Here is an 18,521-nt window from a genome sequence, read left to right as displayed (position 1 = left end):
GTTATTTCTAACATTTTTATTATGCTTATTTTAGCAAAATAATTACTTAGTTAGTATATCTCATTACGCAGTACTATTAAAACATGATACATATAGAACCAGAATTATTAGATAAAGTAAATACATGGTTAACACCAGCTTTTGATAAAGAAACCCAAGAGTATATTAAGACGCTTATTGCTGAAGACCCTAAAACCTTAAAAGAGAGTTTTTATAAAAACTTAGAATTTGGAACCGGAGGAATGCGAGGTGTAATGGGTATTGGTACCAATCGTATTAATAAATATACATTGGGAAAAAACACTCAAGGACTAAGCGATTATATGCATAGCGTTTTTCCTGGAGAACAATTAAAAGTCGCTATTGCTTACGATTGTAGACACAATAGTAAATCGTTAGCAAAAATAGTAGCAAACGTATTTTCCGCTAATAATATAGAAGTCTTTTTATTTGAAGACTTACGCCCTACTCCTGAATTATCGTTTGCCTTAAAACATTTAAATTGTCATTGTGGTATTGTTTTAACCGCCTCTCACAATCCGCCAGAATATAACGGATATAAAGTGTACTGGCAGGATGGCGGACAATTAGTTCCGCCGCAAGATGCTGAAATTATTTCGATAATTAATGCCCTTGACTATGGCGCTATTAAATTTGAACCTAACGAGAAATTAATTACTTATATAGGAGAAGATATCGATAATGCGTTTATAGATGCAGCCGTTAAAAACGGAAGCTTTAACACGCCTCAATCTGCTAAAGATGAGTTAAATATTGTGTTCACCTCATTACACGGAACGTCTATTACAGCTGTTCCCGAAACCTTAAATCGTGCAGGTTATAAACAGGTTAATATTGTTGAGGAACAGCGTGTTCCTGACGGTGATTTCCCAACAGTTAAGTCGCCTAACCCCGAAGAGCCTGAAGCCTTAAAAATGGCTTTAGAATTAGCTAACAAAACACATGGTGATATCGTAATTGGAACCGATCCTGATTGCGATCGATTAGGCGTTGCTGTTAGAAATCTTGACGGAGAGTTGGTATTACTTAACGGTAACCAAACGATGGTATTAATGACAGCTTTTTTAACCGAACAATGGAAAAAAAGCAACAAAATTAATGGTCAAGAGTTTATTGCTAGCACCATTGTATCTACCCCAATGATGCAAAACATTGCCGATGCCTATAATGTAGAACTCAAAGTAGGTTTAACAGGTTTTAAATGGATTGCTAAAATGATTAAAGACTTCCCAGAACTCAATTTTATTGGTGGTGGAGAAGAAAGTTTTGGTTTTATGGTAGGCGATTTTGTACGTGATAAAGATGCTGTTACCTCTACCCTATTAATTTGTGAAATCGCTGCTCAAGCTAAAGCTGAAGGCAGTTCGGTATATAAAAAACTAATCGATTTATACGTCAATCATGGGATGTTTAAAGAGCGTTTAATTTCAATGACCAAAAAAGGCATTGAAGGTGCTCAGGAAATTAAACAAATGATGATTGATGCTCGAGAAAACCCACTACAAACTGTAAACGGTTCTAAAGTGATTAAAATTGAAGACTACCAATTATCTACAGCTACAAATACAATAAATAATACAGTAACTCCTTTAGACATCCCTAAATCAAATGTCTTAATTTATTACACTGAAGATGGTAGTAAGATTGCACTTAGACCAAGTGGAACAGAGCCTAAAATTAAATTTTATATTAGTGTAAACACTGTTTTAGAGTCAGCTGCTCACTTTCAAAGCACAGAAAACAAATTAGAAACCAAAATTGATGCTATCATAAAAGATATGCAACTCCACTAAATGAAAGAAATAGTACGACAACTTCTACCATTTATCAAGCGTTTTAAAAGGCACGTATACTTAAACGTTTTTTTTAATATACTTTATGCTTTATTTAGCGCCCTAGCATTTGTCTCGCTTATCCCCATGATGAATGTGCTATTTAGTAAAACAAAGGTGGTCACCAAAGCTCCTGTTTGGACAGGTATTGCAGAAATCAAAACCTATGGTGAACAGTTTTTAAATTACAAAGTGAGTGGCTACTTAGAAAATGGCAATGCTCAAATGGCCTTATTAATAGTAGTTTCACTTGTGATTTTTACGTTTTTATTAAAAAACCTATTTGGATATTTTGCTATGCAGCATATGATGTATCTTAAAAACGGCGTTTTAAATAGCTTAAGAAAAGATATGTATGATAAGATAATCAAACTCCCATTAAGTTTCTATTCCAAACGCCAAAAGGGAGATGTGATGGCGAGAGTTTTGGGAGACATTAATGAAATGCAAAATTCATTTTTTATTGTCTTAGAACTTATTGTAAGAGAACCTGCTACAATTATATTCTCACTAATTATAATGTTTTCATTCAGTTGGAAGTTAACCTTATTTGTATTACTATTTATTCCTGTCTCCGGATTTTTAATCTCAAGAATTGGAAAAAGTTTAAAAAGCAATTCTCTTAAAGCACAACAAGAATCTGGTCGTCTTATATCTATTGTCGAAGAATCTTTAACGGGTTTAAAAATTATAAAAAGTTATAATGCTGAAAATACATTTAGAAACCACTTTATCAATTCTGCAGACAGAATTTTAAAGTTATCCAATAAAATAGGCTTAAAAAACAATTTGGCTGGCCCTGTTAGTGAAGTGTTAGGTATTGCAACTATTGCCGTCTTACTGTGGTATGGCGGACAACTTGTACTTATAGATAATGTTATAGCAGGAACCGATTTCTTAGCCTTTATGGGATTAGCTTATGGTATTTTAACTCCTGCTAAAGCCATCTCAAAAGCATCTTACCGTGTTAAAAATGGTATTGCAGCGGCCGATCGTGTATTCGAAATTCTTCACGAAAAAGACAACATGGAAGATATTCCAAACGCTAAAATACTAGACGGTTTCACAAAAGAACTAAGTATAAACAATATTTCATTTAAGTATGATAACGACCTAGTTCTTAAGAATTTTAGCATCACTGTTCCCAAGGGAAAAACGGTCGCATTAGTTGGACAGTCAGGAAGTGGAAAAAGTACAATTGCTAACTTAGTTACCCGATTTTACGATATTAATGAAGGCAGTATCTTAATCGATGGAAATGACATTAAAAATGTAACAAAAAAATCACTTAGAAGCCTTATGGGCTTAGTCACACAAGACTCCATACTATTTAACGATACCATAAAAAACAACATTCTTATTGGGCAACCAAATGCTACAGACGACCAAATTATAGACGCCTTAAAAATCGCTAATGCTTGGGAATTTGTTAAAGATCTACCTCAGGGCATGGAAACCAATGTAGGTGATGCTGGAAATAATTTTTCTGGCGGACAAAAGCAACGGATAAGCATCGCTAGAGCGGTACTTAAAAACCCTCCAATTATGATCTTGGATGAAGCTACATCGGCCCTCGACACCGAAAGTGAACGATTAGTTCAAGTGGCTTTAGAAAATATGATGAAAAACAGAACTTCAATTGTCATTGCTCACCGTTTGTCGACAATACAAAGTGCAGACCAAATTATCGTTATGCAAAACGGACGAATTGTAGAGCAAGGAACGCATGTTGAGTTAATTAAAAAAGATGGCATGTATAAACGCTTAGTCGAAATGCAAAGTTTCGAATAAGCTTCATAAAGTACTTACACAATACCCCTAAAGAGAAGTGATTTTTAAACTATAAAATCACTTCTCTTTTTAGTTCTACCACAACTGGTATTTAAAGTGTTTTAAAACACCTTGGATTGGAAGATAAAAAACAATATTTTAAACCTTTATCGTAATTTATAGTCTAAAAACAAAATCGTTATAGTGCTACAAGAAAAAGAGCTCTTAATACAATTACAGTCTAACAAGAATAAAGACGCCGCTTTTAAAGAGTTAGTTACTCTTTACAAAGAGCGCCTGTATTGGCATATTCGTAACATTGTTAAATCTCACGATGATGCCGACGATGCATTACAAAACACTTTTATTAAAGTGTATAGAAATATTAATGGTTTTAAAGGCGATAGTAAATTATATTCCTGGCTTTATCGCATTGCAACAAACGAAGCAATTACCTTAATAAATAAAAATGCAAAACGTCTACAAATCTCTAATGAAGAAGTTCAAGAATTAGCCATAAACAATTTACAATCCGACGTGTATTTTGAAGGCAATGACATTCAATTACAATTACAAAAGGCTATAGCAATATTACCAGAAAAACAACAATTGGTTTTTAATATGAAATATTTTCAAGATTTAAAATACAAAGAAATATCAGAGATATTAAATACTAGCGAAGGGGCTTTAAAAGCCTCTTACCACTTGGCTTCAAAAAAAATTGAAGCCTATTTAAAAGCGCATTAAACTATTTGACTTTTTAACAGTCTTATTAATAGAATGAAAAACAAAGGATTACATATTATAAAAGAATCAGGATTTAAAACACCATCAAATTATTTTGAAGGTCTAGAAACTGAGATACTAACTACTGCACGCTTAAAAAACAATGCAGCACAATCTGGTTTAAAAGCGCCAAGTGATTATTTCGAAACTTTCGAGGTTAGTATTCCAGCCTCTAACAAAGAAGTAAAAGTAATACCGCTTTATAAAAAAATTGTGGTGTCTGTTGGTAGTATTGCGGCTGCTCTTCTTTTATTTTTTAGTTTGAATTTATTTAAAAAAGATTTAAGTTTCGATTCACTAAGCTCAGCAACTTTAGATAGTTATTTGTTAGAAGAATCAAGTAGTACCGAATTATCTCTTTTATTTTCAAACTCAGAACTCACCGAATCGCAGTTTATTGATTTCGATTTGAATATAGACACCATAGATTCTTTATTAGACACTAAAGATTTTGACGAATTAATTTTAGAATAAAATGAAACACCTTATCCTAACCGCATTACTTGCTGTTTTTAGTTTTCAACTATCAGCACAAGATCACGGTGAAAAAATAGACCGAAACAAGTTAAAGGCACTAAAAGTAGCTCATATTACAGAGCAAGTAAACTTTACGCAACAAGAAGCTCAAGCCTTTTGGCCTTTATATAATGCTTACGAAGATCAGCGTAATGCACTTCAAGAAGCGTCTAAAGAACGTAAAAAAGAAAATTTAGAAGGCATTTCGGAATCAGCAGCGAAACAATATCTAAATACCCTTCTAAAAATTGAAGAAGATTACCATATTAATCAGAAGGAATACTATGCTAAATTAGAACGTGTATTATCTGCAAAGAAAATTATCAAGGTTATTCAAGCCAATCGTTCTTTCCGAAAAAAAATGATTGAAGAATTTAAAGATCGTCATAAAAAAGAATACAAAAAATAAAAAAAGCAGCCAATGGCTGCTTTTTTTATGCTTTAATTTATCTAAAAGTAAGCTTAGCCAAACGTTTATTTCCCGCGGCATAAGCAACACTATCATTTACAAATCGAATCGTATAAAAACCTTCGTTCGTTAAATGCGTCCAATGCTCTCCACCGTCATTTGAGTAATCTATACCTTTAAAACCAACAGCAACCAAAGACTTCCCGTCACTATTTGGCACATATTGCACACAACTTCTATAACCCGGAATTTTGTTTTTAGCGGCTACATGCCACGTTTTCCCTCCATCTTGAGTTTTTATTTTATTCGTATTCATAGCGTCGGGTTTGGTGTAGTCTCCTCCTATAGCATACCCCATTTTATCATCATAAAAATCTATAGAATACATTCCTGCCGTTTCAATCCCTTGAACAATTGGAGTGTCAAAAACCTCCCAGGTTAACCCTTTATCCCCAGAAAATAATACACGACTCGCCTTGCCTCCAGTAGCAACCCAAGTTTTATCACCACTAATTTTAATATTCGTATCACTAGCCGCAAAAGCTGCTTCACCTTCTTTAGAAGGCGGTAAATTCTCACAGTCTATTTTTGTCCATGTTTCTCCCCCATCACGAGTAATTATAATACTCATACAAGAATCGGTAGGGTCACCTATGGCAATACCTTCCATATCATTCCAAAATGCCATGGCGTCATAAAACGCTTTCTCATGATCTTCTTGATAGACTAAAGACGCACTAGAGTCATTAATTTTATAAAGGTATGCCGGACTCCCAACAGAAATCCCGAATTTAGCCGTGTTAGTCACCGCTAAAGCTCTGAAATTTAAATCTGTTTTATCAGCGTCGATGTTAATAGGATAAGTAATCTCATCTAAAAACACATTGTTTAAATCGGGCGTTTTTACTTGCCCTGCAAACCCTTTAGAAGTTAGAAAATAACATCCCGCTTCATTTTTAAGCAATTCTAAAGCTCTAATATTTAGCGTCGAATCACTAAGCAATACGGCAATTTCAACTTCAGAAAATGATGTTTTATTCACTTTCAAAGACAGCTCTTCTAAGTTAGAGCCCTCATTTTTAGTATCTTTTTTACAACCATAACATAGTACGATTGCTAGTAACAGGAATAATTTAGTCTTCATTTTTATATTTTTGTTAAAGATAATATAATACAGATAATTTAAAAATAATCGTCTATTCGAAGCTTTTAATGTAACTTTGCAGGCTGAATTTGAAGCGTTAATCGCTTTAATTCTATATATTATTACAGATAAATAAGCTTCTACTTGTAGAAGAAAGACAACGAATACACAAAGATGAGATTACATAGAAATTTATGTTTTGCAACGGTTGATGGTTTATTACAAATCTTTAACGAAGGTATGTACGCCGACAAAGTTGTACAACAATTATTAAAAAGAGATAAACGTTGGGGAAGTCGCGATCGCGGTTTCGTAGCTGAAACCACTTACGATATTGTAAGATGGAAGCGTTTATATGCAGAAATTGCAGACGTTAAAGAACCGTTTAGCCGTGATGATGTTTGGAGAATGTTTGCCGTATGGGCAACACTGCGAGGTATTAAATTACCGGATTGGAAATACTTTGAAGGCACGCCATTACGAAAAATCAAAGGCCGATTCGATGAGCTTTCGAAAGTAAGAAAAATTAAAGAGTCTATTCCAGATTGGATGGATGAACTTATTGTTAGTGAACTTGGTGAAGCTGTTTGGAATAAAGAAGCTACGGCTTTAAATGAACAAGCCGATGTTATTTTAAGAACGAACACCTTAAAAACAACAAAAGAAAAATTACAAACAGAATTGTTTGATTTAGATATCGAAACAGAATCTATTAAAGGCTATCCTGATGCTTTAAAACTAAAGGAACGTGCTAATGTTTTTACAACTGATGCCTTTCAAAAAGGATGGTTTGAAGTGCAAGACGCATCATCTCAATTAGTAGCTGAGTTCTTAGAGGTTAAACCAGGAATGAAAGTTGTAGATACGTGTGCAGGAGCAGGAGGAAAAACCTTGCATATGGCTGCTCTTATGGAAAACAAAGGTCAGATCATAGCTATGGATATCTATGAGAATAAACTTAAGGAATTAAAACGCCGAGCAAAACGAGCGGGTGCTCATAATATTGAATTCCGAGTTATAGACTCTACAAAACCGATTAAAAAATTATACGATAAAGCCGATCGTGTTTTAATTGATGCGCCTTGTTCTGGTCTTGGGGTACTAAGACGTAATCCTGATGCTAAATGGAAATTACAACCTGAGTTTATAGAAAAAATCAAAAAAACTCAACAAGACATTTTAGTGCAATATTCTAGAATGGTAAAACCTGGTGGAAAATTAGTGTATGCAACATGCTCTATACTTCCTTCAGAAAATGAAAATCAAGTAAAAGCTTTTTTAGAGACCAATAAAGAGTTTACTTTTATAAAAGAGAAAAAAGTACTGTCGCATAAATCTGGATTTGATGGATTTTACATGGCTTTATTAGAAAGAAAATAATTTATTACTCTATTACCGATGAAACAGTTCTACCTATCATTATCCCTAATTTTAATTAGCATTTCTGCTATAGCCCAAATTCCTAGCAACTATTACGACAGTGCTGCAGGATTAAATGGTTACAGCTTAAAAACAGAATTGCATAATATAATAAGCACAGGCTATCAACAAAATTCATACGACAATCTTTATACGGGTTACCAAACTACCGATGTAGACCTCTACTATGAGAATGATGGAACCGTTTTAGATATGTATTCGGAAAAACCTGCAGGTACTGATGCCTATAATTACAATCACACCAGTGGAGACCAATGTGGAAATTACAACAGTGAAGGTGATTGCTACAATAGAGAGCATTTAATTCCACAATCTGTTTATAACCAAGCATTACCTATGCGTACCGACATCCATCAAGTTATCCCAACAGATGGAAAAGTTAATGGTCAGCGTAGTAATTTTCCTTTTGGAATTGTCAGTAGTCCTTCTTGGATCTCTACAAACGGTTCTAAAGTCGGAAACTATACCACAGTGGGTTACAACGGACAAGCTTTTGAACCTATTGATGAATTTAAAGGTGATATTGCAAGAGCTGTTTTATATTTTGCTGTGCGTTACGAAGGCCAAGTAGGCAATTGGAATTTCCCAATGTTTGATGGCTCTAATGATAAAGTGTTTACCGATTGGGCTTTAGATCTTTTATTACAATGGCACGCAAACGACCCTGTTTCTCAAAGAGAAATAGACAGAAACAATGCGGCTTATAATTACCAAAATAACGCAAATCCTTTTGTGAGCCACCCTGAATACGCTCAATTAATTTGGAACCCGAACCCAGATGTTACACCTCCAACAACACCAACTATGCTTGTTGCGTTTAACCCTACAGATAATTCTGTGAATTTAGATTGGAATGCTTCTAGCGATAATGTAGCCGTAACCTCTTATAACGTATATATTGGTGGTACTTTAGCCTTTAACACTTCAAATACAACAACATCTACCGTTGTTAATGGCTTACAACCAGACACAATGTATTGTTTTACAGTGACTGCCTTAGACGCCAATGCAAACGAGTCAGCTATAAGTAATGAAGTTTGTGAGACAACAACTAATTCGGGAACAGGAACTCAAGATTGCGTTACTGAAACCTTTGAAAACATATCAACAAGTTCTAGTAGCTACACCGATGTAAACTGGACTGGAGATAATGGTTTAACATGGACAGCTACCGAAGCGCGTACAGACCAAATGATTAATGGTAAAGCTATCGTTATAGATGGTAGAGGCTCTACTATGGGCACGCTTACTTCACCGACAATTTCTGGAGGAATAGGTAACTTAACCCTGACTACAAAACGTGTTTTTGGTGGTAGTACTGGAGATTTAAGTGTTTATGTTAACGGTGTTCTTAAAGGTACAGTACCTTACGATAATACTGTGCAAACAACATCCCTTTCTGGAATAAATACAGAAGGTAATGTTAGTGTCACTATTTCAGAAAATACTTCCCAAGGTGATCGCGTGGCGATAGATGACTTATCGTGGACCTGCTACTCGGTATTAGGAACAGAAACTTTTAATGAAACATCAGACATTAGCATATACCCTAACCCTATTGCGGGTAGTACCCTAACTATAAAAACGAAAAGACCTTTACCATATACTATTTACGATGTTCTAGGTCAACGTGTAAAATCTGGGACCACCGACGAAAAAACAATAAACGTTTCCAACCTTAATAACGGATTGTATTTAATTAAAATTAAAACACCATCTGGAAACATCACTAAGAAATTAGTAAAACAATAATTATTAAGCGGCTTTCGAGCCGCTTTTTTTTTGGTTAATAACCACGTGAATAACCTTTAAAATAATGCCCACTTTTTTAATAAACCATATCATTAAAAAAGTTAAATTTGCATATTACAAACAACAACACAATTTAACATACAATGATTCATTTCTTTGGAAACGTAAACAGCAAAGTATTTGCAGTACAAACAGCAAAAGAATTATCAACTGAAACCATCTTAAAATTAACATGGTTATTTGGTGACCAACCAAAAATTGAACAAGCATCTCTAGATGCTTTTTTTGTTGGACCTCGAGCAGCTATGATAACGCCTTGGAGTACAAACGCAGTAGAGATTACCCAAAACATGGGGATTTTTGGAATAATTAGAATTGAAGAGTTTTTAGCTTCAACAGAAGGATTTTCAGATTTCGACCCTATGATTTCTGAGTTATATAAAGGCTTAAACCAGCAGTCTTTTTCTATTGACATTCAGCCAGAAGCTATTTTAAATATCGAGGATATTGCCGCTTATAATGAACAAGAAGGACTTGCGTTAAGCGATGAAGAAATTCAATACCTTGAAGGTGTTGCTAAGAAAATTGGACGCTCTTTAACCGATTCTGAAGTTTTTGGTTTTAGCCAAGTGAACTCTGAACACTGTAGACACAAGATTTTTAACGGGACGTTTATTATTGATGGAGAGGAAAAGGACACCTCACTTTTTAAACTAATAAAAGAAACTTCCAAGCAACATTCAAACACCATTGTATCTGCTTATAAAGATAATGTGGCATTTATTAAGGGACCAGTAGTCGAGCAATTTGCTCCTAAAACTGCTGATAAGCCTGATTTTTATACCACAAAAGATTATGAGTCTGTTATTTCATTAAAAGCAGAAACTCATAACTTTCCTACTACTGTTGAACCTTTTAATGGTGCGGCAACTGGATCTGGAGGAGAGATCAGAGACCGTCTAGCGGGAGGAAAAGGATCTTTACCTTTAGCTGGAACTGCGGTTTACATGACGTCTTACTCACGATTAGAGGCAGCTAGACCATGGGAACAAAAAATGAAAGAACGCAATTGGTTATACCAAACGCCAATGGATATATTAATAAAAGCAAGTAATGGAGCCTCTGATTTTGGGAACAAATTCGGACAACCATTAATTTGTGGTTCTGTTCTTACTTTCGAACACGAAGAAGAAGCCCAAAAATTAGGCTTCGATAAAGTGATCATGCAAGCAGGAGGAATTGGTTATGGTAAAGCAGACCAAGCCTTAAAAGATACTCCAAAAGAAGGGGATAAAATTGTAATTCTTGGTGGTGAAAACTACCGTATTGGAATGGGAGGCGCTGCCGTTTCTAGTGCCGATACAGGAGAATTTGCTTCGGGAATTGAACTCAATGCCGTTCAACGTTCTAACCCTGAAATGCAAAAACGTGCTGCCAATGCCGTAAGAGGTATGGTAGAAAGTGAAGAGAACTATATCGTATCTATTCACGATCATGGTGCCGGTGGACATTTAAATTGTTTATCAGAATTAGTTGAAGACACAGGAGGACATATCGATTTAGATAAGCTCCCTGTTGGTGACCCAACCTTATCAGCAAAAGAAATTATTGGTAATGAATCTCAAGAAAGAATGGGATTAGTCATTGCCGAAAAACATATTGATACACTACATAGAATTGCCGAACGTGAGCGCTCGCCAATGTATACTGTTGGTGATGTTACTTTAAACAATCGTTTTACATTCGAGTCTAAAACTACAGGCGAAAAACCTATGGATTTAGCACTTGAAGATATGTTTGGAAGCTCTCCAAAAACAATCATGACCGATGTTACTGTTAATAGAAACTACGAAGACCTTAGCTATAATCCAGATCAAATTCTTGAATATATCGATAATGTCTTACAGTTAGAATCTGTAGCTTGTAAGGATTGGTTAACTAATAAAGTAGACCGTTGTGTAGGTGGTAAAGTTGCCAAACAACAATGTGCGGGTTCTTTACAATTACCACTTAACAATTGTGGGGTAATGGCTTTAGACTTTAAAGGTAAAGAAGGTATTGCAACCTCTGTAGGCCACTCGCCTATCTCTGGATTAATAAGTCCAACAGCAGGGAGTAGAAATGCTATTGCAGAATCTTTAACTAATATTATTTGGGCGCCTTTAAAAGACGGATTACAGTCGGTTTCTCTTTCTGCAAACTGGATGTGGCCTTGTAAAAATGAAGGTGAAGATGCCAGGTTATATGATGCTGTAGAAGCTGTTTCAGAATTTGCCATCGATTTAGGTATAAATGTACCGACCGGGAAAGATTCTTTATCGATGAAACAAAAATATCCGAACGAGGAAGTAATTTCTCCTGGTACGGTTATAATTTCTGCTGCTGGTAACTGTAACGACATCTCTAAGGTAGTCGAGCCAGTTTTAAGCCATAACGGTGGTGATATTTATTATATCAATCTTTCGGAAGATGACTTTAAATTAGGAGGAAGTGCTTTTGCTCAAACACTTAATAAAATTGGTAAAGACACGCCAACCATAAAAAATGCCTCTCAATTTAAAACGACCTTTAATACCATTCAACAACTTATTAAGGACGGTAAGATTATTGCTGGTCACGATGTCGCTTCAGGAGGATTAATTACAACCTTATTAGAGCTTTGTTTTGCCGAAGTTAATTTAGGAGCAGAATTAGACTTAACAGCTCTAGGAGAAGAAGATTCTGTAAAATTATTATTCTCTGAAAACTCAGGACTAGTTTTCCAAGCAAAAGATCAAACTATAGAAAACGTATTAACAGACGCTAATATTAAGTTTTTCAACATTGGAAAACCAACTCATAGCGATGTGTTAAATATTATAAATAAAAATGAAGTTTACACGTTAACAGTTTCAAGGTTAAGAGATGTTTGGTATAAAACCTCATTTTTATTAGACCAAAAACAGACCGCTAACGGTTTAGCTGAAGCACGTTATAAAAACTTCGCAAATCAACCCCTTCAATATACCTTCCCTACTCATTTTACTGGAAAATTACCAGTAATCGATAGCTCTAAACCAAGACCAAAAGCAGCTATTCTAAGAGAAAAAGGAAGTAATAGTGAGCGTGAAATGGCCAATGCCATGTATTTAGCAGGTTTTGATGTTAAGGATGTGCATATGACCGATTTAATTTCTGGTCGCGAAGATTTAAAAGACATTCAGTTTCTGGGTGCCGTAGGAGGTTTCTCTAATAGTGATGTATTAGGATCTGCTAAAGGATGGGCCGGTGCGATAAAATTCAACGAAAAAGCGAACGAAGTCATTTCGGATTTCTTTAAAAGAGAAGACACTTTATCGGTAGGTATATGTAACGGTTGTCAGTTATTTATGGAACTCGATTTAATAAATCCAGAACATGAGGTACATGGGAAAATGATTCATAACGATTCTAAAAAACACGAAAGTGCATTTACTTCGGTACATGTTCAAAAAAACAACTCGGTCATGTTATCCTCTTTAGAAGGTAGCACGTTAGGAGTATGGATTTCTCATGGTGAAGGAAAGTTTAATTTACCTCAAGGCGAAAACAACTATAACATTGTTGCTAAATACGGTTATGACAGTTACCCAAGTAATCCAAATGGTTCCGATTTTAACACAGCAATGTTATGTGATAAAACAGGAAGACATTTAGTCACAATGCCTCATATTGAGCGCTCTACATTTCAGTGGAACTGGGCCAATTACCCTGAAAACAGAACGGATGAAGTCAGCCCTTGGCTAGAAGCATTTGTTAATGCTAGGCTCTGGATAGAATCTAAAAAATAACAAACACTATATAATTAAAAAAAGGGGCGGTTTTATTAAACTAGCCCCTTTTTAATTTAATACTTTAAATATGTAAGATTTTACGACTAAAACCATCTTAAGACAAAAAATAATAATATTTTTGGAGTTGCTATTAAGATTAATAACCCCTTAAATGACCTACAACTCACACCGATCCTCAACCAAAGGAGCTTTGGTAGACGAATACTTTGAAGTCTATTGCCCAGATTCTATTATCCCCTACCACTCAACACTACTTCCAGTTGCAATGCCATCGATTACATATATTAAAGACGGCCTATTTAGAGCTAAGACCCCAAACAATGATTACACCGTTGATGGGATAATTTTAACTGGGCAATTCTATAGAGCATACAATATGGAAATTAACGATGCCTATAAAGCCGCAGGTATTACCTTACACCCTACAACATTATACAAGCTTTTAAACACAGACATTTCCAAATTCAGCAATAAATACACTGCACTCGAACATGTTTCCGAGGAATTATCTGAAACGATTACCGCTATAATCGAAACTGGAGTAACGGGTAAAAAAGCACTTTTAGCTATGGAAAAAGCATTAAAACCATTAGTAAAAGTCAACGATTCTAACGTTCAACAAATCGATTTAGCAGTTAATACTATAATAAAGAAAAAAGGGCTTTTAAGCGTTAGTGAATTATTGAGCGATATGAACATATCCCAAAAAACCTTGGAATCCCAATTTAAAAAGATAGTGGGTTTAACACCTGTACGTTTTATTAAATTAAAACGCTTTATTAATCTTATGAGGCAATATGAGAATCAGGATATAAATTTAAAAAACTTGATTTTTAAATATAACTATTATGATGAAGCTCATTTTTACAAAGATTTTAAGCTCTTTATGAACGAAACGCCAAAAAACTTCTTTACTAACGAGACCGATTTTATAAAAAAATACATAAATCGCTAAAATAATTTAGCATTTACGAATTTTTACAATAATATTCATTTTATTCTGTATATTTTTGAGAAAACTTATGTGAAGTTTATTTATATTAAATGAAAGTTAAGGGATTCATTTAATACTATAATTAAATTTACTTAATACCACATAACGTTTTGTTATCAATCTATTAGTAAAAGGGCTATATATCTATATAGCTCTTTTTTTTTACCTTACTTTTAAAGATCGGCTAGTTCTCTGTTTTAGACCCCCTACTCTTTAACCTTACTAGAATACCTTGTATACGTTCTTTCCTTAGGATTACAGAAAGAGCTAAAGCAACCAATAACGAAATACAGGCCGCAACACCTAAACCACCACCAAAACCGTTAAACACAGAATTTGCTGATAAAAACAAAACAGCAAATAACCCTCCTGCAGCACCTAATAAAACATAATTCGAGACTACCGAAGAGGACACCATTCCAATAAACGACGCTCCAAAAGCAACTAGTGGTATATGTTCAAAAAGGTACTCAGAGAAAAAACTTTGAAAAAGAAGCACTGTAATACCAGACGAGAGGCCGATAAGAGATGAAGCTCGAACCGCACTCTGATTGTATTTAGTATGCAAAACAAAGGTCGCTATAACCGAAAGAGCTCCAACACTACATAAAACTATGGTTTCAAAATTCATGAGCCTACTATTAAAGTGATGACAAAAGTTAACAATACACCTCCAAAAGCTAAAGTGCCCAGCTTACCTCCCATATTATGAAAGACACCACTAGCACTCACCAACAAAAGACCTGTTATACAACTCGCTAAGAAAATAAATAAATATCCAGACGCCACCACAGCACTTGTCATTCCCACAAAAGTACCACAATACACTGCGGCAGGCATAGACTGTAATGTGATATTATTTTTAAAAATATTAGGAACAAAAGAAACAACTAAACCTACCATGCTAGCCGCAAGCACCGCACTTAAAGCTGTAGAGGTATGCAATACGTAAGTAGAAAACGCCCCTATAAACACGAAAAAAATACTGTGAATTTCGTCTAAACTATTATGCTGTGGCCGTACCGGCTTCTTTATATAGGTTACAACTAACATTAAAAGAATTAGTATAAGCCCTACTATTATGAAGGGGTTTTCTAAATAGCTATAAAGTAGCACCCCAACATAACTAAAGTGGATTAGTAATATGAGGATAAAAGTAACTTGTTTTACTCGTTTATTAGTCATTAAAAAGGCTGAAAGCCTAGAGTTTAGTATTAAGCAATAGTGTTTCAATAGCAAATAAGCATGCAAAATTACTATTTATCTACCCTTAAACCAGGGTTTAATGAAAAGTTTAACATCCGAAACCATTTTATCCCTATTAGAATTTGAAGGTATTGAACTAGTGCAACCGGAACAACAAAAAGCAAGAACAAATACTAATATTTCAACTAAAATTAAAGAATACCAATAATTTGCAATGTGTTTTTTAATACGACCACAGATTTAACAAGGTCTTGGCGCTTTCTAGCTATAATTTAATAATTTTTTAATTCAAGATGATTACAATTCCTCACAAATAAGAATAATACAACCTATTACAAAAACTCAAATAAGCACACAACGCCCTGAATAACAATAACTAACAAAATATAAAACACCATAAAAGTAATTATAAATGTTTTTGTCAATCTAATTTTAAAATAACCATTCCTTTTCTTAATTTGCAAGTCGACAATACAAATTATCCCTATGCAAGAAATCACAAAACTTTTTGATTTTCCATACTATCAATTGGAGACCTATAATTTAGACGCTGCTTTAGTCTCTAAAGTTAATGGTGAATGGATTAAAACATCTACAAAAGAATATATTGATAAAGCAAATGCTATAAGCCGCGGTTTACTTCGCTTAGGTGTACAGCCTAATGATAAAATTGCTGTTATTTCTACGACCAACAGAACAGAATGGAACATCATGGATATTGGTATACTCCAAACTGGAGCACAAAACGTACCCATATACCCAACGATATCAAAGGAAGACTACGAATACATCTTAAATCACTCTGAAGCGACCTATTGTTTTGTTTCAGACGAGAGTATTTTAGAAAAACTAAACCAGATTAAAGCTAACACGAAACTAAAAGGAGTCTACACTTTTGATGATGTAGCCAATGAAAAGAGTTGGAATGATATCTTAAAACTAGGAGAAGATACTAGTAACCAAAACGAAGTAGAAGCGAGAAAAGAAGCGGTAAATGAAAACGATCTTGCAACCTTAATTTACACCTCTGGAACCACAGGTAAACCAAAGGGAGTAATGCTATCCCACAAAAATATCGTATCGAATGTACTTAATAGTGAAAAGCGCGTACCTTTCGATTACGGACAATCTAAGTCATTAAGTTTTCTACCAGTTTGTCACGTTTTTGAGCGCATGATTCTATATTTATACCAATATTGTGGTGTAGAAATTTATTTTGCAGAGTCCATTGAAAAAATGAGCGACAATTTAAAAGAGGTTCAACCACATGTTATGACCGCTGTACCACGCTTATATGAAAAAGTTTTTGATAAAATAGTTGCTAAAGGTGCTGACCTTTCTGGTATTAAAAAAGCACTTTTCTTTTGGGCTGTAGACTTAGGTTTAAAATATGAACCCTATGGTGCTAATGGGTGGTGGTACGAAACCCAATTAAAACTTGCTCGAAAACTTATTTTTAGTAAATGGAAAGAAGGTCTTGGCGGAAAATTAGACCTTATGGTTTCTGGTAGTGCCGCTTTACAACCTAGACTTACCCGCGTTTTTGCTGCGGCAGAATTACCTATTATGGAAGGCTACGGACTTACAGAAACATCTCCAGTAATTTCTGTGAATGATATGAGGGATGGTGGTTTTAGAGTAGGAACGGTAGGAAAAGCTATTGATAATATTGAAATTAAAATAGCTAGTGATGGTGAAATTTTAGTTAAAGGGCCTAACGTAATGATTGGCTACTACAAAGATGAAGAAAAAACAGCCGAAGTCCTTAAAGATGGGTATTTCCATACTGGAGATATTGGTGAAATAGATAGTGATGGCTTCTTAAAAATCACGGATAGGAAAAAAGAGATGTTTAAAACATCTGGTGGTAAATATGTAGCCCCTGCTCTATTAGAAAACAAATTCAAACAATCTCGATTTATAGAACAGATCATGGTTATTGGAGAAGGCGAGAAAATGCCAGCGGCTCTTATTCAAGTTAATTATGAATTTGTCGAAGAATGGGCAAAAAGACGTAAACTTACCTTTAAAAACAAAGAGGAGATTACTTCTAACCAAATACTTAGAGACCGTATTCAAGAAGAAATAGATGAAGTCAACGAAAAATTTGGTCATTGGGAACAAATTAAAAAGTTTGAAATAACTCCGGACTTATGGACGATTGAAGGAGGACACCTCACCCCTACTATGAAAATGAAGCGTAAGGTTATTAAAGAAATTTACAAAGACCTTATCGAAAAAATATATAGACCGTAAACTAAAAACTCCTTAAATTTATTAAGGAGTTTTTTTTTGGAATTTCATAATAATTTTCCATAATTTATTATGCGTGCATAGTATTTTTTTCTTATCTTTGGTATTCATAGAATTACGAAGACAAAAGAATGAGAGAAAAAACCATTGACTATTTATTACGTACCACTTGGCTGGCTGTCAATAAAATGTATAATGAAGAAGCTGCTAAGTTTGATACTACAATGGCTACTGGATTTACATTATTAAGTATAGATCCGGAAAAAGGCACCCCATCTACTTCACTGGGCCCTATAATGGGTATGGAAGCAACGAGTTTATCTCGTATCTTAAAAAAAATGGAAGAACTAGGATTAATTGAGCGTAAACCTAATCCTGAAGACGGACGTGGTGTTTTAATTTATCTCACCGAATTCGGAAAGGAAAAGCGAGAGTTTTCTCGAGATCGTGTATTAACATTTAATAATACCATTAAAAAGCATATCTCAGAAGAAAAGTTGCAACACTTTCAAGAAGTTACCGAAACAATTACAGAATTGATTTCAAATAAAAAAATTTACAATCAAAAGCTAACATCATAAATAAC

15 protein-coding genes are annotated in these 18,521 nt (G+C 34.6%); 12 read left to right on the top strand and 3 right to left on the bottom strand.

Features of this window, described 5'->3' with window-relative positions:
• The first annotated feature begins 83 nt into the window (after positions 1 to 83).
• From BLV64_RS05615 to BLV64_RS05595, 5 genes are all read left to right on the top strand, one after another.
• On the top strand, positions 84 to 1,814 hold the full coding sequence (locus tag BLV64_RS05615) for a phospho-sugar mutase (RefSeq protein WP_177165299.1): 1,731 nt from the start codon (positions 84 to 86) through the stop codon (positions 1,812 to 1,814).
• Positions 1,815 to 3,644, top strand: coding sequence for an ABC transporter ATP-binding protein (locus BLV64_RS05610; protein WP_092133218.1), 1,830 nt, complete (start codon positions 1,815 to 1,817; stop codon positions 3,642 to 3,644).
• A gap of 183 nt (positions 3,645 to 3,827) precedes the next feature.
• On the top strand, positions 3,828 to 4,370 hold the full coding sequence (locus tag BLV64_RS05605) for an RNA polymerase sigma factor (protein ID WP_092133217.1): 543 nt from the start codon (positions 3,828 to 3,830) through the stop codon (positions 4,368 to 4,370).
• Between the two features lie 33 nt (positions 4,371 to 4,403).
• Entirely contained in the window at positions 4,404 to 4,883 is a 480-nt protein-coding gene (locus BLV64_RS05600; protein ID WP_092133216.1) for a hypothetical protein, read from the top strand.
• 1 nt (position 4,884) lies between these two features.
• Positions 4,885 to 5,334: a hypothetical protein gene (locus tag BLV64_RS05595; RefSeq protein WP_092133215.1), complete on the top strand. Its 450-nt coding sequence runs from the start codon at positions 4,885 to 4,887 to the stop codon at positions 5,332 to 5,334.
• A 37-nt stretch (positions 5,335 to 5,371) separates the two neighbouring features.
• On the opposite strand, the gene BLV64_RS05590 is transcribed toward BLV64_RS05595, so the two are convergent.
• Positions 5,372 to 6,478 carry a WD40/YVTN/BNR-like repeat-containing protein gene (locus BLV64_RS05590; RefSeq protein ID WP_092133214.1) on the bottom strand — a complete coding sequence of 369 codons (1,107 nt, stop codon included), beginning with the start codon at positions 6,476 to 6,478 and terminating at the stop codon, positions 5,372 to 5,374.
• A gap of 174 nt (positions 6,479 to 6,652) precedes the next feature.
• Between BLV64_RS05590 and BLV64_RS05585 the strand changes: the two genes are divergently transcribed.
• The 4 genes from BLV64_RS05585 (at position 6,653) to BLV64_RS05570 (ending at position 14,437) form a co-directional block, all read left to right on the top strand.
• On the top strand, positions 6,653 to 7,858 hold the full coding sequence (locus tag BLV64_RS05585) for an RsmB/NOP family class I SAM-dependent RNA methyltransferase (RefSeq protein ID WP_092133213.1): 1,206 nt from the start codon (positions 6,653 to 6,655) through the stop codon (positions 7,856 to 7,858).
• A gap of 18 nt (positions 7,859 to 7,876) precedes the next feature.
• The gene (locus BLV64_RS05580) at positions 7,877 to 9,670 is read left to right on the top strand and encodes an endonuclease (protein WP_092133212.1); all 1,794 of its coding nucleotides are present in this window, start codon (positions 7,877 to 7,879) and stop codon (positions 9,668 to 9,670) included.
• A 143-nt stretch (positions 9,671 to 9,813) separates the two neighbouring features.
• Entirely contained in the window at positions 9,814 to 13,479 is a 3,666-nt protein-coding gene (purL, locus tag BLV64_RS05575) for a phosphoribosylformylglycinamidine synthase (protein WP_092133211.1), read from the top strand.
• A gap of 154 nt (positions 13,480 to 13,633) precedes the next feature.
• Positions 13,634 to 14,437, top strand: coding sequence for a helix-turn-helix domain-containing protein (locus tag BLV64_RS05570; RefSeq protein WP_092133210.1), 804 nt, complete (start codon positions 13,634 to 13,636; stop codon positions 14,435 to 14,437).
• Positions 14,438 to 14,660: 223 nt separating this feature from the next.
• Here the strand turns inward: BLV64_RS05570 and BLV64_RS05565 are convergent, their stop codons facing one another.
• Positions 14,661 to 15,107, bottom strand: coding sequence for a hypothetical protein (locus BLV64_RS05565; protein ID WP_092133209.1), 447 nt, complete (start codon positions 15,105 to 15,107; stop codon positions 14,661 to 14,663).
• A complete protein-coding gene (locus BLV64_RS05560) occupies positions 15,104 to 15,661 on the bottom strand; it encodes a hypothetical protein (protein ID WP_092133208.1) in 558 nt (185 codons plus the stop codon). The genes BLV64_RS05565 and BLV64_RS05560 overlap by 4 nt, the downstream gene beginning before the upstream one ends.
• A gap of 100 nt (positions 15,662 to 15,761) precedes the next feature.
• Between BLV64_RS05560 and BLV64_RS14790 the strand changes: the two genes are divergently transcribed.
• The 3 genes from BLV64_RS14790 (at position 15,762) to BLV64_RS05550 (ending at position 18,516) form a co-directional block, all read left to right on the top strand.
• Positions 15,762 to 15,890, top strand: a complete 129-nt coding sequence (locus tag BLV64_RS14790) for a hypothetical protein (protein ID WP_262484276.1) — start codon at positions 15,762 to 15,764, stop codon at positions 15,888 to 15,890.
• A gap of 278 nt (positions 15,891 to 16,168) precedes the next feature.
• Positions 16,169 to 17,938, top strand: a complete 1,770-nt coding sequence (locus BLV64_RS05555) for an AMP-dependent synthetase/ligase (protein ID WP_092133207.1) — start codon at positions 16,169 to 16,171, stop codon at positions 17,936 to 17,938.
• A 128-nt stretch (positions 17,939 to 18,066) separates the two neighbouring features.
• Entirely contained in the window at positions 18,067 to 18,516 is a 450-nt protein-coding gene (locus tag BLV64_RS05550; RefSeq protein ID WP_092133206.1) for a MarR family winged helix-turn-helix transcriptional regulator, read from the top strand.
• The last annotated feature ends 5 nt before the right edge of the window (positions 18,517 to 18,521 follow it).

This window comes from Bizionia paragorgiae (assembly GCF_900107625.1).
Taxonomy (GTDB): Bacteria; Bacteroidota; Bacteroidia; order Flavobacteriales; family Flavobacteriaceae; genus Bizionia; species Bizionia paragorgiae.
The sequence above is the reverse complement of the archived record's forward strand: the minus strand, read 5'-3'. Positions and strand labels throughout refer to the sequence as shown.